Origin of the sequence: Ancylobacter sp. IITR112 (genome assembly GCF_041415945.1) — a bacterium.
Taxonomy (GTDB): Bacteria; Pseudomonadota; Alphaproteobacteria; order Rhizobiales; family Xanthobacteraceae; genus Ancylobacter.
Window position 1 is genome coordinate 3,419,848 of the sequence record NZ_JBGCUS010000001.1, and the last position, 21,531, is coordinate 3,441,378.

Consider the following 21,531-nt stretch of genomic DNA (forward strand, 5'->3'; position numbering starts at 1 on the left):
CATGGCGCCCACCCCCTCGTCCCGTCCCATTGAGGTCGTCAGTTTCGGCTGCCGGCTGAACGCGCTCGATTCCGCCAGCGCCAAGGCGATGGCCGGCGCAGCGGGGCTTGAGAACGCGGTCATCGTCAATACCTGTGCCGTCACCGCCGAGGCGGTGAAGCAGGCGCGCCAGACCATCCGCCGGCTCAAGCGCGAAGCGCCCTCCCGCCGCATCATCGTCACCGGCTGCGCCGCGCAGACCGAGCCCGCCGGCTTCGCCGCCATGGCGGAAGTCGATCGCGTGCTCGGCACCGCCGAAAAGACCGCGCCGGAGGCATGGCAGGCGACCCGCGCCGCGCTCGATTTCGGCCTTGGCCACGAGACAAAGATCGTCGTCGGCGACATCATGGCCGTGCGCGAGACCGCACCGCATCTGCTCGACGGGCCGGCCGACACGATCGAGGGGCACACGCGCGCCTTCGTGCAGGTGCAGGATGGCTGCGACCATCGCTGCACCTTCTGCGTCATTCCCTATGGACGGGGCAATTCCCGCTCCGTGCCGATGGGCGCCGTCGTGGTGCGGGTGCGCGAGCTGGTGGAACAGGGCGCGCGCGAAATCGTGCTCACAGGGGTCGATCTCACCTCCTATGGCAGCGATCTGCCTGGCACGCCACGGCTAGGCACGCTGGTGCGCGCACTGCTGCGCCATGTGCCGGAATTGCCGCGGCTGCGTCTGTCCTCCATCGATTCGGTGGAAGTCGATGCCGAGCTGATGCGGGCGCTGGCGGAGGAAGAACGGCTGATGCCGCATCTCCACCTCTCGCTGCAGGCCGGCGACGATCTCATTCTAAAGCGCATGAAGCGCCGGCATTCGCGCACGGACGCCATCGGCTTCTGCCGCGATCTGCGGCGGGTGCGGCCCGATATCGTGTTCGGAGCCGATCTTATCGCCGGCTTTCCCACCGAGTCGGAAACCGCCTTCCGCGCCTCGCTCGATCTGGTTGACGAGTGCGGGCTGACGCATCTGCACGTCTTCCCCTTCTCCCCCCGCCCCGGCACCCCGGCGGCGCGCATGCCGGCGGTGGCCCCTGCGGTCGTGAAGGAGCGCGCCCGCCGCCTGCGCGAGAAGGGCGCGCACGCATTGCTTCGCCATCTCGCCGGCGAAGTGGGCGCGCGGCGCGAGGTGCTGACCGAGCGCGGCGGCCTCGCCCGCACCAAGAGCTTCACCCCGGTGCGCCTTGCCACGCCGCTGGCGCCCGGCACGCTGACCCATATCCGCATCGCCGGCCATGACGGCGTTCGGCTGATCGCGGCATGACCGACATGAACGACGAGACCACCCAGGCCCGCCCTGGCTTCTGGAAGCGCCTGACCCAGGGGCTGACCCGCACCGCCACCGGCCTGTCGACCGGCATCACCGACCTGTTCACCAAGCGCAAGCTTGATGCCGACACGCTGGAGGATCTGGAAGACGTGCTGATCCGCGCCGATCTCGGCGTCGACACCGCCGCCCGCATCGCCGCCGCCGTCGGCAAGGGGCGCTATGACAAGGCGATCGAGCCGGAGGAAGTGCGGGCCCTCGTCGCCAGAGAGATCGAGGCGGTGCTGAAGCCGGTGGCGCAGCCGCTGGTCTTCGCCGGCGAAGCCAAGCCGTTCATCCTGCTGATGGTCGGCGTCAATGGCTCGGGCAAGACCACCACCATCGGCAAGCTCGCCTCCACCCTGCGCACGCAGGGCAAGAAGGTGGTGCTCGCCGCCGGCGACACTTTCCGCGCGGCGGCCATCGAGCAATTGAAAGTGTGGGCGGAGCGCACCGGCGCCACCCTCGTCGCGCGCGCCCCCGGCGCGGATGCCGCCGGCGTCGCCTTTGACGGGCTGCAGCAGGCGCGCAGCGAAGGCGCCGACGTGCTCATCATCGACACGGCGGGCCGGCTGCAGAACCGGGTCGAACTGATGGACGAGCTGGAAAAGATCGTCCGGGTCATCAAAAAGCAGGATCCCACCGCGCCGCACGCCGTGGTGCTGACGCTCGACGCCACGGTGGGCCAGAACGCCCTGCAGCAGGTGGATGCGTTCAAGCGGGTGGCGGGCGTCACCGGCCTCGTCATGACCAAGCTGGACGGCACGGCGCGCGGCGGCATTCTCGTCGCCATCGCCGCCAAGCACGGCCTGCCGATCCATCTCATCGGCGTCGGCGAGGGCATTGACGATCTGCAGCCCTTCGCCGCGCGCGATTTCGCCCGCGCCATCGTCGGACTGGAGGACTGACCCATGAGCGAAGCACCGTCCGGCCCCGCCACTGGCACCCGCCTGCGCACCATGCACCCGCTGCTGAAATTCGCGCTGGAGTTGGGCCCGCTGGTGGTGTTCTTCATCGCCAATGGGCGCGGCGGCATCTATGTCGCCACCGGTGCCTTCATGGTCGCCACCTTCGCCGCTCTGGCTGTCATGTGGATCATCGCCCGCAAGATCGCGGTCATGCCGCTGGTGTCGGCCGGCGTGGTGCTGGTGTTCGGCACGCTCACCCTGGTGCTGCAGGACGACCATTTCATCAAGATGAAGCCGACGCTGGTGAACGCGCTGTTCGGCATCGCCCTGCTCGGCGGGCTGTGGCTGCGCAAGCCGCTGCTGCCCTATGTGATGGGCGATGTCTTCGTGCTCACCGATCAGGGCTGGCGCGAATTGACCGTTCGCTGGGGCGTGTTCTTCCTCGTCATGGCGGTGCTGAACGAGATCGTCTGGCGCAGCGTGTCCACCGACACCTGGGTGGCGTTCAAGACCTTCGGCTATCTCCCCCTCACCCTTGTCTTCGCCATGGCGCAGGTGCCGCTGATGACGCGCCACGCGCCGCCGGAAGGCAAGGGCGAATAGGCGGCGGGTCCCCCGCCGGAAGGCAAGGACGAACAGGCGGCGGGGCCCCCGCCGCCAGCGCCCGCTCAGGGGCACGGATTGCCGCGCAGCTGGTGAACGGCGTCGATACGCGCGAGCACATCGGGCGACAGCGTCACATCGACCGCGCCGATATCGGTGACGAGCTGTTCCATCGTCGTCGCGCCGATGATGGCCGAGGTCACGAACTCCCGCGTCAGGCAGAAGGCGATCGCCATCTGCGAGGGGTCAAGGCCCGCGTCGCGGGCGAGGCTGAGATAATCGTCGATCGCCGCTTCCGCCCCCGGCACCTGATAGCGCGTCGCGCGCTGGAACAGCGCGGTGCGCGAGCCCGCCGGGAGCGCCCCCTTCTGGTACTTGCCGGTGAGATAGCCCTGCCCCAGAGGGGAATAGGCCAGCAGGCCCACATCCTCGCGCAGGCCCACCTCGGCGAGCGCCGTCTCATAGGTGCGGTTGAGGAGATTATAGGCGTTCTGCAGCGAGGCGACGCGCGGCCCGCCGGTGCGTTCCGCCTCGGCGAGGAATTTCATCGTGCCCCAGGCACTCTCATTGGAGAGGCCGACATGGCGGATCTTGCCTTCCTGCACCAGTTCGGCGAAGGCGCCCAGCGTCTCGGCGATCGGGGTCTCCTCGCCGGCCGCGCGCTCCCAGCGTGTGGGATTGGCGCCGAACTGCGCCACGGGGCGGCCGGGCCAGTGTAACTGGTAGAGGTCGATATAGTCGGTCTGAAGCCGCTTGAGGCTCTTCTCCACCGCCTCGCGGATCTGGCCGCGGGTGGCGCGCGCGGGCGAGCCATCGTCGCGGAACCAGGTCATCTGCGAGAGGCCGCACACTTTGGTGGCGAGGATTACCTTGTCGCGATTGCCACGCGCCTTGAACCAACTGCCGATGATGCGCTCGGTGGAACCCTGGGTCTCGGGCTTTGGCGGGATCGAATAGAGTTCGGCGGTATCGAAGAAGTTGATGCCGTGGTCGAGCGCATAGTCCATCTGCGCGTGGCCTTCGGCCTCGGTGTTCTGCTCGCCATAGGTCATGGTGCCGAGACAGATCGTGGAGACCTCGAGGCCGGTGCGGCCGAGCGGGCGATACTGCATGTGGGGCGCTTTTCGGAAAAGAAGAGGAGGAGTGAGGCCAAGATAGGTAGCCTGCGGCGCAGCGGCAAGCTGACGCGACGGCGCCTCCCCTCAGGGTTGGGGCGAAGGCGCGTTCGGCTCACCCCGCACCACCGCCGCGATCTGCCTGAACGCCGCCGTCAGCGTCGGCTCGATCAGCGCCGCGCCATAGGGCGAGATATGGTCGCCATCAAGATAATAGGTTCCCCCGCGATCGCCCCAGCGGTAGCGGCCGTCGCGCGCGAACAGCTCGTCGAAGGACAGCACCCACACTTTTTCGCCCCGCAGCTTGTCCAGCTCCGCCTCGGCGAAGGCCTGCAGCTTGTCGTCCACCTCGATGGCAGTGGAGCTCTCCTCCACAGCCCGCTCAAACTGCGCTGCGCCTATACCGTGATCGAGATCGAGCAGGATCGACTGTTCGATCACCTTGCGGGGCAACACCCGATGTTCCGGCAGTTGGTCGATCAGCACCACCGCGGCGCCGAGATCGCGATAGTCCTTCACGGTTGCCGCGAGATGGCTGGCGAAGGTGGCGCGCGAGGTGGCCAGCGAAGGGATGGACGCCTCCCCTTCCGGGCCGAGGGCGAAAGCGCGTCCCCCTTCGCGTCCGGCATAGACCGACCAGCGCGCCACCAGCACCACCACGTCGAAATGCCCCTCGCGCACCGCCCGCACCTGGTCGCGGGTGACCTGCTCGCACACTCCGACAGAGAAGATCGCCCGGTGCAGCGTGGTGCGGTTGATCGGCGGACAACTGGCAAGCGCCATCTGGTAGACGGCATTGTCGCGCCCGACACCGGCAAAGGCCGGCAACAGGGCGCTGGCGTGGCTGTCACCAATCACCAGAATCCGCAGCTTCGGGTTGGCGGGGGTGAACACCGCGCAGAGCGGCGCGCGCTTCTCCTGCGCCGGAACGGGCGTGCAGGACAGCTTCAGCGGCGCGCTGCGCGTCGAGGCGAGCAGGCGTTCGGCATAGCTGCCCGGCGCCACGCCGGCGAGCCGGGCCGGGACGCCGCCGGAAAGGCTGGCATAGAGCCCCACCGCCACGAAAAAGGCGCCGCCCACGCCGCTGGCCAGGAAGACAGCCCGCGACGAGGGCAGCAGCGGCACGGGCCGCCGGCGGAAGGGCTGTTCGACAAAGCGCCAGCTCAGATAGGCGAGGCCCATGGATAGCAGCGCGAGCCCCATCATCAGCGTCGGCGCCGGCTCGACCAGCGAGCGGATGCGGGCAAAGGCGAAGAGCGGCTGGTGCCAGAGATAGGCGCTGTAGCTGACGAGCCCTATCCCCACCAGCGCACGCGCCGAGAGCACGCGCGCCACCCATGTGCCCTTATGGGCGAACAGCACCACCAGCGCCGCCCCGCCGACCGGCAGAAGCGCATAGAGACTCGGGAATGGTGTGCTCTCGTCGAAGGCGAAGATCGCGACCAGGATCATGCCGAGACCCAGCGCGCTCAGCCAGTTATTCGCCTGCGGCGGGCGGTGAGTGGCGAGAAAGCCGCAGATCGAGCCGGCGAGAAGTTCCCAGATGCGGAACTGCGGCAGGTAGAAATTCGCCCGCGGCGCGTAGCGCCAGCCCCATTCGGTGGCGACCAGCCCGGCAACCGCGCCGGCGACCACCATCCAGAACAGCCGGCGCCGGCCGAAGCGCCAGAGCAGCGCCAGCGTCAGCGGCGCGAACAGGTAATATTGTTCCTCGACCGCGAGGCTCCAGGTGTGCAGCAGCGGCTTCAACTCGGCGGCAGCGGCGAAATAGCTGCCTTCTTCGCTCCAGAACAGGAAATTGGACACGAAGAACACCACCGTCACCAGGCTCGCGCCGAAGGCGCTTAGCTGGTCGGGGATCATCCAGAGCCAGGCGAAAGGCAGGCAGGCCAGCATCACCACGAAGAGAGCGGGAAGGATGCGCCGCGCCCGCCGCTCGTAGAAGCGGGCGATGGAGAAGCGCCCGGCCTCGATCTCGGTGAGAAGGATGACGGTAATGAGGTAGCCGCTAATGACGAAGAAAACGTCGACCCCGACATAGCCGCCGGAAAACGCCGAAAAACCCGCGTGAAACAGGATGACGGGAACGACAGCGACAGCCCGCAGGCCGTCGATCTCGCTTCGATATTTCATATGCCCCCGCACCGGCAGACACTGCACGACATAGCCCCGGGGCGGAGCGATAAACCACGCCGTCCGGCCCGTCGAGCGCCGAGCGGCAACATTGCGTCACATTTCCGCCACCCTGCGGCTAGGATGCCGCGGCGTGGCGCGGCCCGCCATCGGATCCGGATCCGGCGCTTCAGCGCGCCGGCAGGGCGCGGGTGATGTCGGCGAAGGCCGCTGTCACACTGTCCTTGAGAAACGCGCCACCATGCACCGAGAGATGGTCCTGGTCGGAATAGAAGGCGCCCTCGCGATCGCCCCAGACATAGCGCCCCTGGCGCTCGAACTGGGCGTCGAGCGACAGCACCCACACCTTCTCGCCCTTCAGCTTCTCGAGTTCACCCGACGCGAAGCCTTGCCGCGCCACGTCGGCCTCCAAGGTGGTGGAGCTTTCCCAGATCGCCTGTTCCAGCGCCTCGCCGTCGAACCCGCCGCGCAGTCCGAGCAGCGCCGCCTGCTGCAGGATTTTCTGCGGCAGCACCTTCTGTTCCGGAATCTGGTCCAGCAGCACCACCGCGACACCCTGTTCAAGATAACGCCGAACGGTTTCCGGCAGCGCCGCTGCGAGGGCCTCATGCGCGTCAGCCTGGGACGGATAGCCGCTGGCGCCCTCGCGCGAGATCAGCGCCTTGTTTCTCAGCCCGACCGGATACATCGACCAGCGAGCCACCAGCACCACAATATCGAACCGGCCCTCCGCGGCCGCCTGAAGCTGCCGGCGGGCGAGATCCTCGCACACGCCCAGCTCGAACAGGCCGCCATGCACCGACACGCCGAGGAGCGGCGGGCAACTGGCGGCACCCATCCAGTAGACGGCGCTGCTTTGCCCCACCCCGGCGAAGGCCGGCAGCGTCGCTTGCGAATGGCTGTCCCCCAGAATGAGAATGCGGTGGCGAGGATGCGCCGGCTGGTAGATCGGGCACAGCGCACCGACACCCCCGGGCGCGCGGCTGCGGTCGCAGCCGGCATCGACCGAGGGCCGGTTGGCCGAGGCGATCAGCCTTTCCTCCCGGCTTCCCGTCTCAAAGCTGGCGAGCCGTGACGGGATGCCCTTGGAAACATTGGCGAAAGTGCCGATGCCGGCGAAGAGGACACCCACCAGCAGGCTCACCCGGAACACAAGGCGCTGGTCCGGCAGCAGCGGCACCGGCCGCCGGCGGAAAGGCTGTTCGACAAAGCGCCAGCTCAGATAGGCCAGCACCAGGGACAGGGCGGCCAGCCCCATCATCAATTCCGGCGCCGGCTCCGCCAGCGCGCGGATGCGGGCAAAGGCGAACAGCGGCTGGTGCCAGAGATAGGCGCTGTAGCTGATGAGCCCGATGCCGACGAGCAGGCGCGCCGACAACAGGCGCGCCACCCATGTGCCCTTATGGGCGAACAGAACCACCAGCGCCGCCCCCCCCACCGGCACCAGCGCATAAAGGCTCGGAAAGGGCGTGGTCTCGTCAAAGGCGAAGATCGCGAACGCAATCAAGCCGAGCCCCAGCGCGCTCAGCCAGTTATTTGCCTGCGGCGGGCGGCGGGTGGCGAGAAAGCCGCAGATCGAGCCGGCGAGCAGTTCCCAGATGCGGAACTGCGGCAGGTAGAAATTCGCCCGCGGCGCGTAGCGCCAGCCCCATTCGGTGGCGAGAAGGCTCACAAGCGCGGTGGCCACAACGATCCAGAACAGCCGGCGCCGGCCGAAGCGCCACAACAGGGCGAGGCTCAGCGGCGCGAACAGATAAAACTGTTCTTCGACCGCGAGGCTCCAGGTGTGGAGCAGCGGCTTCATTTCCGCCGCCGGGGCGAAATAGCCTCCGGACTCCTGCCAGAACAGGAAGTTGGAAACGAAGAACACCACCGCGGTGACGCTCTGGCCGAACTGCTTAAGCTGTTCCGGGATCATCCACAGCCAGGCGAAGGGCAGGCAGGCCAGCATCACCACGGAGAGAGCGGGAAGAATGCGCCGGGCCCGCCGCTCATAGAAGCGGGCGATGGAGAAGCTGCCGTCCTCGATCTCGGTGAGGAGGATGGAGGTGATCAGGTAACCGCTGATGACGAAGAAAACATCGACCCCGACATAACCGCCGGAAAAGGCTGCGAAACCGGCGTGGAACAGGATGACGGGAACGACGGCGACGGCCCGCAGGCCGTCGATCTCGCTTCGATATTTCATATGCCCCCGCACCGGCAGACACTGCACGACATCGCCCCGGGGCGGAGCGATAGCCCACGCCGTCCGGCCCGTCGAGAACCGCGGGGCCACACTTCGTCACATTTGCGCCACCGCCGGCCGCCGGCGCCGGCGTCCCGTCAGCCGGGCTTGGACTCGCCGGGGGCCGGGGTCTTCAACGTGGCGAGAAACGCCTCCACGGCGGGGAGCATGCGCTCGACGATGATATCCACACCGGCCGAAGTGGGATGAATACCGTCCGGCTGGTTCAGCCCCGTCTGGCCGGCCACGCCGTCGAGGAAGAACGGATAGAGCGGCACGTCGTATTTCCGCGACAGCCGCTCATAGATGCCGTCGAAGCGCGTCTGGTAGGCGCTGCCAAGATTGGGCGGCGCGCGCATGCCGGCCATCAGCACGGGAATGCCACGCGCCTTCAGCCGCGCCAGAATGGCGTCGAGCGAGCGCTCCGGGATCGCCGGATCGAGACCGCGCAGCGCGTCATTGGCACCGAGTTCAAGGATCACCCCATCCGTGCCCTCGGGGATCGACCAGTCCAGCCGGGCGAGGCCGGCGCTGGTGGTGTCGCCGGAGACGCCGGCGTTTTCGATCACAACGTCGTGTCCTTTCGCCCGCAGCGCCGCCTGCAGCCGTACCGGGAAGGACTGGCTGGCCGGCAGCCCATAGCCGGCGGTGAGGCTGTCACCGAACGCCACGAGGCGCAGCGGCTCGGCCGCAGCGGCGGTGAGGGCGCCCGCCCCGGCAAGCAGGACAAGGCCGCAGAGAGCGAAAAGCCGATGGAGCAATCGTGACAAGGGCATACCCTTTCGGAAGCGGTGCAGCGCAACATATGGTGCGCATGATCCCGACCTCCATAAGGCGAGACATCGCCCGCCCGGACCAGAGACGAAAAGAGACCCATGCCCGCTGACACCTCCCCCGCCCTCGCGGTCCGCCTCGATGGCGTCGAACTCTCCCTCGGCAGCGGCGCTGCGCGCGTGCACATCCTCAAGGGTGTGTCGCTCGCCATTCGTCAGGGCGAAGCGGTCGGCCTTGTCGGCCCCTCCGGCTCGGGCAAGTCGAGCCTGCTGATGGTGCTCGCGGGGCTGGAGCGGGCCGATGCCGGCCGGGTCGAGGTGGCGGGACAGCAATTGACCGGGCTGGACGAGGATTCGCTCGCCCGCTTTCGCGGCCGCCATGTCGGCATCGTGTTCCAGGCCTTCCACCTGATCCCGACCATGACGGCGGTGGAGAACGTCGCCGTGCCGCTGGAACTGGCCGGACGGCCGGACGCCTTCGTCCGCGCCGCCGCCGAACTCACCGCCGTCGGCCTCGGCCACCGGCTCGACCATTATCCCTCGCAATTGTCGGGGGGTGAGCAGCAGCGCGTGGCGGTGGCCCGGGCGCTGGCGCCCGAACCGCGCATCCTCGTCGCCGACGAGCCGACCGGCAATTTGGACGAGGCGACCGGCAAGCAGATCATGGACCTTCTTTTCGAGGCGCAGGCCCGGCGCGGCGCCACGCTGGTCATTGTCACCCACGACCCGATGCTGGCCCAGCGCTGCAACCGCACGGTGCGGCTGCGCTCCGGCCGGGTAGAGACGGAAGGCGCGCGGGCCGGCTCCGAGGCCGGCGCATGAACAGCGATCAGGTGTCCACCGCTGCCGGGGCCCCCACGGCCGCACCGCTGCGCGCGCCCAGCCGCCATACGCTGGCACTGCGCTTCGCCCTGCGCGAATTGCGCGGCGGCCTGCGCGGCTTCGCCGTGTTCCTCGCCTGCCTCGCGCTCGGTGTCGCCGCCATCGCCGGTGTCGGTGCCTTTTCGCGGGCGCTGACCGACGGGCTGGCCCGCGAGGGCACGACACTGCTGGGCGGCGATGCCGCCTTCACCCTGGTGCAGCGCGAGGCGAGCCCGGAGGAATACCGGCTGATCGAGGCGGGCGGGCGCGTTTCCACCGTCGCCACGCTGCGCGCCATGGCGCGTGCCGGCAGCGGCGAGGCGCTCGACGCCACGCTGGCGGAGGTGAAGGCGGTGGACGGTGTCTACCCCATGGTCGGCTCGCTCGACATCACCCCGCCGCAGCCGCTCGCCACGGCGCTGGCCCGCGACGGCGACGCCTATGGCGCGCTGGTCGACCCCGCCCTCGCCGATCGGCTTCAGTTGAAGATCGGCGACCGTTTCCAGCTCGGCGCCGCGACGCTCATCCTGCGCGGCACGCTGGAGCGCGAGCCGGACCTGCTCTCCACCGGCATCGGCTTCGGCCCGCGCGTGCTGATCGCGATCGACGCGCTGCGCGCCAGCGATCTGCTGCAGCCCGGCAGCCTGGTGCGCTGGCACTACCGGGTGAAGATGGACCGCCCGGCCGACCTCGCGGTTTTTGTCGAGGAGGTGCAGAAGGGCGCGCCGGAAGCCGGCTTCGAGGCCCGCACCCGCGAGGCCGCCGCGCCGCGGCTGGAGAACAATGTCCGCCGCTTCACCGAATATCTGACCCTCGTCGGCCTGACAGCCCTCCTCGTCGGCGGCGTCGGCGTCGCCAATGCGGTGAAGAGCCATCTCGACGCCAAGCGCGGCGTCATCGCCACCTTCAAGAGCCTCGGCGCGCCGGGGCGGACGGTGTTCGCCATCTACCTCGCGGAAGTGGGGCTGATCGCGGCCATCGGCATCGCCATCGGCATCGCGGTTGGCTCGTCCCTGCCCTTCCTGGCCAATGCCGCCTTCGGCCACCTGCTGCCGGTGGCCATCGAGCCGAGCCTGCAACCGGGCGCGATCCTGCTGGCGCTGGCCTATGGCGGGCTCATCGCCCTGGCCTTCGCGCTCTGGCCGCTGGGCCTCGCACATGATGTGCCGGTGTCGGCGCTGTTCCGCGAGCATGTGGAAGGCGGGCGCCGCCGGCCACGCCTCGTGTACATCGCCCTCACCGCATTGGCGGTGCTGGCGCTGGCGGGTCTCGCCGTCTACGCTTCCGAACAGCGCAACATCGCGATGATCTACCTCGCGGCGGCGGCGAGCGTGCTCGTGGTGCTGCGGCTCGTCGGCGCCGGGATCATGGCGCTGGCCCGCCGGCTGCCGCGCCCGCGCTCCACGGCGCTGCGTCTCGCGCTCGCCAATATCCACCGGCCGGCGGCGCTTACCCCCACCATCGTGCTTTCGCTCGGCCTCGGCCTCACATTGCTGGTGACACTGGCACTGATCGACCGCAGCCTGACGCGCGAACTCACCTCCCGCCTGCCGACCGAGGCGCCGAGCTTCTTCTTTCTCGACATCCAGAACACAGAGACCGAGGCCTTCACGCGTTTTCTGAAGGACAAAGCGCCGGAGGGCGAGGTGGAAGTCGTGCCCATGCTGCGCGGGCGCATTCTCACCCTGGGCGGGCGCCCGGCGGAAAGCCTCGATCCGCCGCCGGAATTCGCCTGGGTGCTGTCCTCCGACCGGGGCATTACCTATGCGCAGACGCTGCCCGAAGGCTCGGTGCTCGCGTCCGGGGAGTGGTGGCCGGCCGATTATGCCGGCCCGCCGCTCGTCTCCTTCGAGCGCGAGATCGCCGACGCCTTCGGCCTCAAGATCGGCGACGAGGTAACGGTGAACGTGCTCGGCCGCTCCATCACCGCCACCATCGCCAATCTGCGCGATGTGGAGTGGGAGCGGCTCGCCATCAACTTCGTCATGGTGTTCTCGCCCAACACTTTCGCCGGCGCGCCCCACACCTCGCTGGCGACGCTGACCCTGCCGGAAGGCGGCGATGTCGCCACCGAGCGCCGCCTCGGGCGCGCCGTGGCGGCGGATTTCCCAGCCGTGACCGCCGTGCGGGTGAAGGAGGCGCTGACGCAGATCGGCGAGATCGTCGGCAATCTGCTCATCGCCATCCGCGGCGCCAGCCTCGTCACCCTGCTTTCCAGCGTGCTCGTGCTCGCCGGCGCGCTGGCGGCCGGGCAGCACCACCGGGTCTATGATGCCGTCATACTGAAGACGTTGGGCGCCACACGGGCGCGGCTGGTGGCGGCCTATGGGCTCGAATATGCCGCGCTCGGCCTCGTCACATCAGTGGTGGCCGTGGGTGCCGGCGTGGCGGCGGCCTATGTGGTGGTGGTCTATGTGATGAAGCTCGGCTTCGCCTGGTCGACCGGAGCGGCGCTGGGAGCGGTAGCGGTGGCGCTGGTGCTCACCGTCGGCTTCGGCCTCATCGGCACCTGGCGGGCGCTGGGGCAGAAGCCGGCGCGCATCCTGCGCAATCTCTAGCGAGGCGCGGCTCACGCAGCGTCAAACCTGTCGCAAACTTCACTTGCGGCAGGAAGGGCGCGCCCTCATATTCACGCTGACTTCCCACGCTTGCCGGCATGTCGCCGGGAACGGGTGGGACACGGGATTACCGGGAGAGGATCCGACCATGTCCGACTTTAACCGCAACGTCTCCGTGCCGCGCTTCGGGGCGACGGCGGCGCGGACGCAGGCCGAGATCGACCAGGGCCTGCGCGCCTATATGCTGCGCGTCTACAACTACATGACGCTCGGCCTCGCCATCACCGGCGCGGCGGCGCTGGGCATCTACATGCTCGCCGTCTCCGACGTGGCGACGCCCTACCAGTTCGCCGGCATCTACCTCACCGAGTTCGGCGCCACGCTGTTCGGCAGCCCGCTGCGCTATGTCGTGATGTTCGCGCCGCTCGCCGCCGTGCTGTTCCTCAGCTTCCGGGTCGACCGGCTGAGCGTCGCCACCGCGCAGACCATTTTCTGGGTCTATGCCGCGCTTGTCGGCGTGTCGCTGGCCAGCATCTTCCTGGTCTACACGCATGAGAGCATCGTCCGGGTGTTCTTCATCACCGCAGCGGCGTTCGGCGGCCTCAGCCTCTATGGCTACACCACCTCGCGCAGCCTGTCGGGCCTCGGCTCGTTCCTCGTCATGGGCCTGATCGGCATCCTGGTCGCCATGGTGGTGAACATCTTCCTCGCCTCCTCGATGCTGCAGTTCGTCATCTCGGTGGTGGGCGTGCTGGTGTTCGCGGGCCTCACCGCCTACGACACCCAGCGCATCAAGGAGATGTACTTCGCCGGCGACGACGACGTGGTGGCCGGCCGCAAGGCGATCATGGGCGCGCTGACGCTCTATCTCGACTTCATCAACATGTTCATCATGCTGCTGCAGCTTTTCGGCAACCGCAACAACTGAGCCGCCTGACCTCCTGAACGAGGAAAAGCCCCGGCCAAGGCGATGAGCGCCCGGCCGGGGCTTTTTCGTCGGCGCCCCGCCCGGCCTACCGCCTTCCCCTTTCGGAAGACGCCTAGAGTCGTGGACCGCCCCCGGCGGATACAGGAGGACGCCATGAGCTATATTGACGGCTTCGTCATCGCCGTGCCGACCGACAAGAAGGACGCCTATCGCACCCTCGCCGAGATGGCCGCGCCAATTTTCTTGGAACATGGCGCTCTTCGGGTGGTCGAGACCTGGGGTGACAATGTGCCGGACGGCAAGGTCACCGATTTCCGGCGCGCCGTGCAGGCGACGCCCGAAGAAACAGTGGTCTTCTCCTGGATCGAATGGCCTTCGCGCGAGGCGCGCGAGGCCGGTATGGAGAAATTCATGGCCGATCCGCGCCTCGCGGGCATGACCGACATGCCCTTTGACGGGCAGCGCATGATCTTCGGCGGCTTCGCTCCGCTGCTCGACCAGACGCGAAACTGAACCACGCACTGCCCGCACCGTCACAACCGATGTGATCGCCCGGCGATTGTCGCTTTGCCGGCCGGGCGCTAAATAGCCTTGGCCGGCGCCGGCCAGGAGGGCCGCGCCCCGGAAGGCTGAGCCGGTCAGGGCGTACCGCCTGGCGGGTTCTTCAGCCTTCCCCTGATGGAGAGGCGGAACCCATGAACTGGGCGGATTTCAAGCGCGACGCGAATTTCATCGACGGGCAGTGGGTGGGCGCCGATGCCGGCGGCACGATCGAGGTCACCAACCCCGCCACGGGCGAGGTGATCGGCACCGTGCCCAATGCCGGCGCGGACGAAACACGGCGCGCCATCGCTGCCGCCGCGACCGCGTTCGAGAGCTTCTCGCGCACCACGGCGGATGAGCGCGCCAAGCTGCTGCGCCGCCTGCACGCCGTCATCATGGACAATCAGCGGGCGCTGGCCGAACTCCTGACCATCGAGCAGGGCAAGCCGCTTGCCGAATCCATGGGCGAGGTCGGCGCCAGCGCCGCCTATGTGCTGTGGTTCTCGGAAGAAGCCCGCCGCGTCTATGGCGACACCATCCCCTCGCCCTGGGGCGAGCGGCGCATTCTCGTCACCAAGCAGCCCGTCGGCGTGGTGGCCGCCATCACGCCGTGGAACTTTCCCTCCTCCATGGCGGCGCGCAAGATCGGGCCGGCGCTGGCCACCGGCTGCACCTCGGTGATGAAGCCGGCGACCCAGACCCCCTATTCCGGCCTCGCCTGGGGCGTTCTGTGCGAACAGGCGGGCTACCCCAAGGGCGTCGTGAACATCCTCACCGGCTCGGCCTCGGCCATTGGCGGCGAGATGACCTCCAGCCCCACCGTGCGCAAGATCACCTTCACCGGCTCCACCCCCATCGGCAAGCTGCTGATGAAGCAGGCTGCCGATACGGTGAAGCGTGTCTCGATGGAACTGGGCGGCAACGCGCCCTTCCTCATCTTCGATGATGCCGATCTCGACAAGGCGGTGGAAGGCGCCATCGCCTCGAAATACCGCAACTCCGGCCAGACCTGTGTCTGCGCCAACCGCTTCTATGCCCAGGCCGGGATCTATGACGCCTTCGTCGAGAAGCTCGCCGCCGCCTCGGCCAGGCTCAAGGTTGGCTCCGGCCTTGACGAGGGCGTGGTGCAGGGCCCGCTGATCGACGACAAGGCGGTAGCCAAGACCGAGAGCTTCGTCGCCGACGCCCTCGCCAAGGGCGGCAAGGTGGTCACCGGCGGCGGGCGGCATGAACTCGGCGGGCAGTTCTTCCAGCCGACCGTCATCGCCGGCGCCACGCCGGAGATGAATTTCGCCCGCGAAGAGATTTTCGGCCCCGTCGCCCCGGTGTTCCGCTTCGAGACCGAGGAAGAGGCGGTGCGCCTCGCCAACGATACCGAGTTCGGCCTCGCCTGCTATTTCTACACGCGCGATCTCGCCCGCGCCTTCCGTGTCTCGGAGAACCTGCGCTACGGCCAGGTCGGCATCAATGCCGGCGTCATCACCACGGAAGTGGCGCCCTTTGGCGGGGTTAAGGAATCGGGCGTCGGTCGTGAAGGCTCGAAATACGGTATCGAGGAATATCTCGACATCAAATATGTCTGCGTTGGACTCTAGATCACATCCCGATCTGATCTCTTCAGATCAGTAGAACCTCAATATTCTAGTGGCTGGTCCGATCAGATCTTATTAACCTGATCAGACCAGCCTCTAAACCGGCAAGCGGAACAACGCATCAGACGGCCGGTCCCCGCGACCGGCCTTTTCATGACAGGGAGCGCTGCGCCGACGCGCTCGCGGCGGGCAACGCCGCCGGCGCCCGCGGCACCGCCAGCAGTTCCCGCACGAAATCGGCGAGGTCGGCAATGTCGTCGAGGATGCGCTCATCGCCCCGGCTGGCCGAAGCGTAGAAAATGCCGTCGAGCATCAGGCCGATGCGCCGAGCGGTGCGGGCGATATCCACGGGAGCGAAGTCGCCGCTCGCCACACCGCGCGCCAGCGCTCCTTCAAGCAACTGCTTCTCACGGCCATAGAAGCCGGCGATCAGCGCGTCGAGTTCTTCGTCGCGCAGGCCGGAGCTGGCATAGTCGCTCATCAGCTTGACCATTAGCGCCAATGTCGGGGCCAGTTCCATATGGATGTCGAGCCAGGCGAGGATTTCCGCCAGCGGCTCGGCCCCGGCCGCGCGCCGTTCCTCATAGCCGGCCATCAACTGCTCGATGGCATGCCCAAGAGCGCGCCGCACGAGATCATCCTTATTGGCGAAGTAGTGGTAAAGCAGCCCGACATTGATGTCGCAGACCAGCGCGATGTCGCGAACGGTGACCACCGAGAAATGGCGCGCCGCGAACAGCCGCAAGGCTTCTTCGAGGATCATCACCCGCCGCTCGGCGGGCTGCAGGCGCTTGCGCGCGGGGCGGGCGGTCATGCGTTTCCTCCGTATTTGTACGGAATTTTCTGCCTTGCACATATGCTAAGCGTGCCCATTTGTTGGGCTTGCACCCGATATTAAGTCACCGTTTAATAGCCCGGTCCAGCCAATTCAGCGACCGGAGCCACCCCTCATGAAGCGCATAATCAGGGCTGCAGCCGTTTTCGCCAGCCTCGCCGCCGCCGCCCTTGCGGGAGCCCCCGCCGCGTATGCCGCCCCGAAGAAAAGTTTCAAGGTCGCCTACACCGTCTATATCGGCTTCATGCCCTTCGCCTATCTCAAGTCCTCCGGCATCATGAAGAAATGGGCCGACAAATACGGCATTGATGTCGAGATCATCCAGGCCAACGACTATGTCGGCTCGATCAATCAGTTCATCGCCGGGGAGATCGACGCCGTCGGCGTCGCCTCCATGGACGGCCTGACCATGCCCGCCGCCGGCGGCGTCGACACCTCCATCCTGCTGATCACCGACTATTCCAACGGCAACGACATCGTCGTTTCCAAGACCGCCAAGGATGTGAAGGAACTCGCCGGCCAGGACGTGTATCTGCTGCAGTACAGCGTCTCGCACTATCTGCTGAACCGGGGCCTGCAGCTCGCCGGCATCGACGACCCCACCGCCGCCAAGACGGTGAACATCTCCGATGCGGAAATCTCCGCCGCCTTCATCTCACAGGACGCGATGAAGCACGCGGTCTCGTGGAAGCCGCTCACCGAGGACATGCTCAAGGTCGCCGGCACCACCAACCTGTTCGACAGCTCCAAGATCCCCGGCGAGATCATGGACGTGTTCATCGGCAACACCGCCACGCTCAAGGACAATCCGGACTTCGCCAAGGCCGTCGTCGGCGCCTGGTATGAGGCGCTCGGCATCCTCAAGGCCGGGGGCGAGAAGGCCGAGGACATGCGCGCGGTGATGACCAGCGCCATGGGCACGGATGCGAGCGGCCTGCAGGCGCAGCTCGACACCACCCATTTCTTCTACACCCCTCAGGAGGCGGCCAGCTTCCTGCTGTCGCCCGAAAACGCCAAGATCTGGAACAACATCCGCACGTTCTGCTTCCAGCAGGGCCTGTTCGGCCAGGGCGCCACCAGCGTCGACTCCATCGGCATCGAAGTCGCCGACGGCACCGTGCTGGGCGACAAGGCGAACATCAAGATGCGGGTCAACGCCAGCTTCACCAAGGACGCGGCCGACGGGAAGCTGTGAGCGGCGGCGCTCCCTCTCCGCATCCGGTCCCCGGACACGCGGCGCGCGGCGCCGGTCCGGGGACCAGCGACCCGGAACCAGCGCCCTGTAACCAGCGGCCGGGCCGACGAAGCGGAAAGATCGCGGTGACACCTGCAGCCGCGCGCGGCACCTGGTTCCGGCTCGGCGCTCCGCCTTCGGCTCCGTGGGGCGACGACACGGCCCTCGCATCGTTCCGCGCCCTCCCCGGAGAGGGCGCGCCAAGGCGGCCCTTGGGCCGAGGAGAGACACCGGCGAAGCCGGGACGACACCCTTCAGATGGAAGGCTCCATGCGTCGCATCATCAACTACGCCCCCCGCCCCGGCGTGCGGCTCATCCTCGCCATCCTGCCCTTCATCCTGGTGCTGGCGATCTACATGCTGGGCTCCAATGCCCGCCTCGCGGTGGAGCCGGCCGACAAGCTGATGCCGAGCTTCGCCAGCTTCTGGAACACCATGGTGCGCATGGCGACCACGGTGGACAGGGCGACGAGCCAGTATCTCCTGTGGTGGGACACCTGGCTCAGCCTGCAGCGCCTGTTCATCGGCCTCGGCATTTCCGCGGTGCTCGGCCTCGTGCTCGGCATCATCGTCGGTTTCGTGCCCTATCTGCGCGCCACCTTCGAGCCGTTCTTCGCCGCGTTTTCGCTCATTCCGCCGCTGGCGGTGCTGCCGATCCTGTTCATCCTCTTCGGCCTTGGCGAGGCCTCGAAGATCGTGCTGATCGTGTTCGGCATCGCCCCCTTCATCATCCGCGACGTGATGCTGCGCGTCTCGGCGCTGCCGACCGAGCAGATCATCAAGGCGCAGACGCTCGGCGCCTCGACCTGGCAGATGATCTCCGGCGTGGTGCTGCCGCAGGTGATGCCGCGCCTCATCGACTCGGTGCGGCTCTCGCTCGGCGCCGCCTGGCTGTTCGTCATCGCGGCGGAGGCCATCACCTCCGAAGGCGGGCTGGGCTACCGCATCTTCCTGGTGCGGCGCTACCTCGCCATGGATGTGATCCTTCCCTACGTCATCTGGATCACCCTTCTCGCCTTCCTCATGGATTACGCGCTGCGCCGCCTCGCCGTCGCCGCCTATCCCTGGGACCAGATAAAGGCGGCCTGAATGACCACCATCACCTTCGAGAATGTCTGGAAGGAATATGACGAGCGCGTCGTGCTCGAACAGGTCAACCTGTCGCTCGACGACCACGAATTCCTCGTCATCATCGGCCCCTCCGGCGTCGGCAAGACCACGCTGCTGCGCATGCTGCTGTCGCAGGAGCGCCCGACGCGCGGGCGCATTCTGATCGACGGCGAGCCCATCGCCGCCGAGCCCACCGCCGACCGGGGCGTGGTGTTCCAGCGCTATTCCGTGTTCCCGCACCGCACCGTGCTGGGCAATGTGATGATGGGCCCGCAATGGGCGGGCGCGCCCATTCTCGGCCGCTTCTTCGGCGCTCGCCGCAGGGCGCTGGAAAAGAAGGCGATGGCGTTGCTCACCCGCGTCGGCCTCGGCGAGCACGCGGACAAATACCCGGCGCAATTGTCAGGCGGCATGCAGCAGCGCCTCGCTCTGGCGCAGGCGTTGATCATGAAGCCGAAGGTGCTGCTGCTGGACGAGCCGTTCGGCGCACTCGACCCCGGCACCCGCAAATCCATGCACGAACTGGTCGGCGAACTCTGGGAAGAGAACCGCATGACCATCGTCATGGTCACGCATGATCTGCCCGAAGCCTTCCTCCTCGGCACCCGCGTCATCGCCGTCGACAAGCGGCGCAACGACCCGCAGGCGCCGGAGCGCTTCGGTGCCAGCATCGTCTCCGATTTCGAAGCCAAGTGCCGCAGCGTGCGCGAATCCCGCCTGTTCGAGGCGGAGCGCGCGCGTGTGCGCCTCGCCCTGCTGGGCACCGCCGACACAGCCGTGGACAGCCCGTCCGTCCCGGCCTTCGAGACTGTTCTAGTGAAGGACTGACACAATGGCCGACAAGCGCTTCCACCTCGCCTGGTTCATGAACTTCACGCCCGACGAATGGCGCGAACCCTTCGGCCAGGGCGGCAATCCGTGGGACGGCCGGTTCTATATCGAGATGGCCCAGGCGATGGAGCGCGCCTGCTTCGATCTGATCATGATCGAAGACAAGCTGATGGTGCCGGAGACCTATGGCGGCTCGCGCGATCTCTCGCTGAAGCACGCCATGATGGTGCCGAAGGCGGATCCCGCGCCGCTGGCGGTGGCCATGGGCATGGCGACGCAGCATCTCGGCGTCGTCGCCACCATGTCGACCATGGCCTACCCGCCCTTCATGCTGGCGCGCCTGTCCTCCACCATCGACAGCCTCACCAAGGGCCGTTTCGGCTGGAACGTCGTCACCTCGGCTGAGGATCTGATGGCGAAGAATTTCGGCATGGACAAGCTGCCTCCGCGCGAGGACCGCTACGCCATGGCCGAGGAATACATGGAAGTCTGCGACAAGCTGTTCAACAGCTGGGAGCCGGACGCCGTGGTGCTGGACCGCAAGAACGGCATCTATGCCGATGGCTCCAAGGTCCACACCATCGACCACAAGGGCACCTATTACCAGGTGCGCGGGCCGCTCAACACCGTGCCCTCGCCGCAGCGCCGCCCGGTCTATCTGCAGGCCGGCGCCTCGCCGCGCGGGCGCGACTTCGCCGCCCGCTATGCCGACGCCATCGTCTCGGTCGCCAATGGCGTTGAGGGCATGAAGGCGTTCCGCGCCGACATCCGCGCCCGCGCCGAGGCCATCGGCCGCAACCCCGACGACATCAAGGTGTTCTTCTGCATCTGCCCGAGTCTGGGCGAGACGGAAGCGGAAGCGCGCGCCCGCTACGAGAACGTCACCATGTCGGACAATTTCGTCACCGACGTGCTGATCTCCATCTCCGCCATCACCGAGATCGACTTCTCAAAATACGACCTCGACAAGCCTCTGCCGGAAAAGCTCGTCACCAACGGCGAATCCGGCACGCTCGACAAGTTCCAGCAATGGGGCTCGGGCAAGACGCTGCGCGAGCTCGCGGCCTCGGGCGGCGGCGGCCTCGTCTCCTCCATGGAACTGATCGGCACTCCGGCGCAGGTCGCCGACAAGATGGGCGAGGCGATGGCCGAGGTTGGTGGCGACGGCTTCCTCATCACCACGCCGGTGCTGCGGGTCTCCCGCCGCTACATCGCCGAGATCTGCGACGGGCTGGTGCCGGAGCTGCAGGCCCGCGGCCTCGTGCGCACCGAATACAAGCACCAATTGCTGCGCGACAATCTGCGCGAGTTCTGACCCGCGCGAGCCAATGGGGCGCGGATTCCCCGCGCCCCGGGTGCCGGCCTTCATCCGGCAGGAAGGAGAAGGGCATGTCCCCCCCGTGCTCGCCGCTCGACGGCGCTCCCGATAATGGTCCGCCGCCGGTGACGCGGCAGGGCTTCCGCAACGCCATGGCCCGCCTCGGCGCGGCGGTGAACATCGTCACCACAGACGGGCCGGGCGGTCGCCACGGCTTCACCGCCTCTGCGGTGTGCTCGGTCACTGACAGCCCGCCGACCCTGCTGGTGTGCCTCAACAAGGGTTCCTCCGCCGCCCCTCCCGTGCACGCCAATGGCGTCGTCTGCATCAACACGCTGGCGGCGGGGCACGAGCCGCTGTCCAACCTGTTCGGCGGCCGCACCCCGCCGGAGGAGCGCTTCGCCAGCGGCAACTGGCGGGCCGCCGTCACGGGCGCACCCCTGCTGGAGGGAGCGGTCGTCGCCTTCGACTGCCGCATCGTTCGCACCGTCGAGGTCGGCACCCATGACGTGCTGTTCTGCGAGGTGGTCGGCGTCGCCGAAGGCGGCTCGCATGAGAGCCTGATCTATTACAGCCGCCGCTACCACACGCTGTCCGGCCCCACCGACGACTGAGGCGCGCTC

Annotated in this window: 18 protein-coding genes; 13 read left to right on the plus strand and 5 right to left on the minus strand. The window is 67.5% G+C overall.

What is annotated here, in order from left to right:
• Window position 1: 1 nt before the first annotated feature.
• From mtaB to AAC979_RS16295, 3 genes are read left to right on the plus strand one after another with little or no spacing between them, the layout of a single operon-like run.
• On the plus strand, window positions 2–1,297 hold the full coding sequence (gene mtaB, locus AAC979_RS16285; protein ID WP_371349082.1) for a tRNA (N(6)-L-threonylcarbamoyladenosine(37)-C(2))-methylthiotransferase MtaB: 1,296 nt from the start codon (window positions 2–4) through the stop codon (window positions 1,295–1,297).
• A complete protein-coding gene (ftsY, locus tag AAC979_RS16290) occupies window positions 1,294–2,247 on the plus strand; it encodes a signal recognition particle-docking protein FtsY (protein WP_371347944.1) in 954 nt (317 codons plus the stop codon). Before mtaB ends, ftsY begins: the two co-directional genes overlap by 4 nt.
• 3 nt (window positions 2,248–2,250) lie before the next feature.
• The gene (locus AAC979_RS16295; protein WP_371347946.1) at window positions 2,251–2,850 is read left to right on the plus strand and encodes a septation protein A; all 600 of its coding nucleotides are present in this window, start codon (window positions 2,251–2,253) and stop codon (window positions 2,848–2,850) included.
• A 65-nt stretch (window positions 2,851–2,915) separates the two neighbouring features.
• On the opposite strand, the gene AAC979_RS16300 is transcribed toward AAC979_RS16295, so the two are convergent.
• The 4 genes from AAC979_RS16300 to AAC979_RS16315 all read right to left on the minus strand — a co-directional run bounded on the left by AAC979_RS16300 (window position 2,916) and on the right by AAC979_RS16315 (window position 9,101).
• Window positions 2,916–3,962 carry an aldo/keto reductase gene (locus AAC979_RS16300; RefSeq protein ID WP_371347948.1) on the minus strand — a complete coding sequence of 349 codons (1,047 nt, stop codon included), beginning with the start codon at window positions 3,960–3,962 and terminating at the stop codon, window positions 2,916–2,918.
• A gap of 90 nt (window positions 3,963–4,052) precedes the next feature.
• Entirely contained in the window at window positions 4,053–6,098 is a 2,046-nt protein-coding gene (locus AAC979_RS16305; RefSeq protein WP_371347949.1) for an acyltransferase family protein, read from the minus strand.
• Window positions 6,099–6,267: 169 nt separating this feature from the next.
• Complete coding sequence (locus AAC979_RS16310; protein ID WP_371347950.1) at window positions 6,268–8,286, minus strand: acyltransferase family protein; 2,019 nt, start codon at window positions 8,284–8,286, stop codon at window positions 6,268–6,270.
• A gap of 137 nt (window positions 8,287–8,423) precedes the next feature.
• On the minus strand, window positions 8,424–9,101 hold the full coding sequence (locus tag AAC979_RS16315) for an arylesterase (protein WP_371347951.1): 678 nt from the start codon (window positions 9,099–9,101) through the stop codon (window positions 8,424–8,426).
• Window positions 9,102–9,200: 99 nt separating this feature from the next.
• Between AAC979_RS16315 and AAC979_RS16320 the strand changes: the two genes are divergently transcribed.
• The 5 genes from AAC979_RS16320 (at window position 9,201) to AAC979_RS16340 (ending at window position 15,583) form a co-directional block, all read left to right on the plus strand.
• Complete coding sequence (locus AAC979_RS16320; RefSeq protein ID WP_371347952.1) at window positions 9,201–9,920, plus strand: ABC transporter ATP-binding protein; 720 nt, start codon at window positions 9,201–9,203, stop codon at window positions 9,918–9,920.
• Complete coding sequence (locus tag AAC979_RS16325) at window positions 9,917–12,517, plus strand: ABC transporter permease (protein WP_371347953.1); 2,601 nt, start codon at window positions 9,917–9,919, stop codon at window positions 12,515–12,517. The genes AAC979_RS16320 and AAC979_RS16325 overlap by 4 nt, the downstream gene beginning before the upstream one ends.
• Window positions 12,518–12,665: 148 nt before the next feature.
• Window positions 12,666–13,445, plus strand: a complete 780-nt coding sequence (locus AAC979_RS16330; RefSeq protein ID WP_371347954.1) for a Bax inhibitor-1/YccA family protein — start codon at window positions 12,666–12,668, stop codon at window positions 13,443–13,445.
• Between the two features lie 153 nt (window positions 13,446–13,598).
• On the plus strand, window positions 13,599–13,958 hold the full coding sequence (locus AAC979_RS16335) for a DUF1428 domain-containing protein (protein ID WP_371347955.1): 360 nt from the start codon (window positions 13,599–13,601) through the stop codon (window positions 13,956–13,958).
• Between the two features lie 182 nt (window positions 13,959–14,140).
• A complete protein-coding gene (locus tag AAC979_RS16340) occupies window positions 14,141–15,583 on the plus strand; it encodes an NAD-dependent succinate-semialdehyde dehydrogenase (protein ID WP_371347956.1) in 1,443 nt (480 codons plus the stop codon).
• A 148-nt stretch (window positions 15,584–15,731) separates the two neighbouring features.
• Here the strand turns inward: AAC979_RS16340 and AAC979_RS16345 are convergent, their stop codons facing one another.
• Complete coding sequence (locus AAC979_RS16345) at window positions 15,732–16,394, minus strand: TetR/AcrR family transcriptional regulator (protein ID WP_371347957.1); 663 nt, start codon at window positions 16,392–16,394, stop codon at window positions 15,732–15,734.
• A gap of 136 nt (window positions 16,395–16,530) precedes the next feature.
• On the opposite strand from AAC979_RS16345, the gene AAC979_RS16350 reads away from it, so the two are divergent.
• The 5 genes from AAC979_RS16350 to AAC979_RS16370 all read left to right on the plus strand — a co-directional run bounded on the left by AAC979_RS16350 (window position 16,531) and on the right by AAC979_RS16370 (window position 21,522).
• Window positions 16,531–17,610, plus strand: a complete 1,080-nt coding sequence (locus tag AAC979_RS16350) for a putative urea ABC transporter substrate-binding protein (protein ID WP_371347958.1) — start codon at window positions 16,531–16,533, stop codon at window positions 17,608–17,610.
• A 309-nt stretch (window positions 17,611–17,919) separates the two neighbouring features.
• Complete coding sequence (locus tag AAC979_RS16355; protein ID WP_371347959.1) at window positions 17,920–18,738, plus strand: ABC transporter permease; 819 nt, start codon at window positions 17,920–17,922, stop codon at window positions 18,736–18,738.
• Window positions 18,739–19,587, plus strand: coding sequence for an ABC transporter ATP-binding protein (locus tag AAC979_RS16360; RefSeq protein WP_371347960.1), 849 nt, complete (start codon window positions 18,739–18,741; stop codon window positions 19,585–19,587).
• A gap of 4 nt (window positions 19,588–19,591) precedes the next feature.
• Window positions 19,592–20,905 (plus strand): NtaA/DmoA family FMN-dependent monooxygenase, encoded by a 1,314-nt coding sequence (locus AAC979_RS16365; protein ID WP_371347961.1) that lies wholly within the window; start codon window positions 19,592–19,594, stop codon window positions 20,903–20,905.
• Window positions 20,906–21,060: 155 nt separating this feature from the next.
• Window positions 21,061–21,522 (plus strand): flavin reductase, encoded by a 462-nt coding sequence (locus tag AAC979_RS16370; protein ID WP_371349083.1) that lies wholly within the window; start codon window positions 21,061–21,063, stop codon window positions 21,520–21,522.
• Window positions 21,523–21,531: the final 9 nt, after the last annotated feature.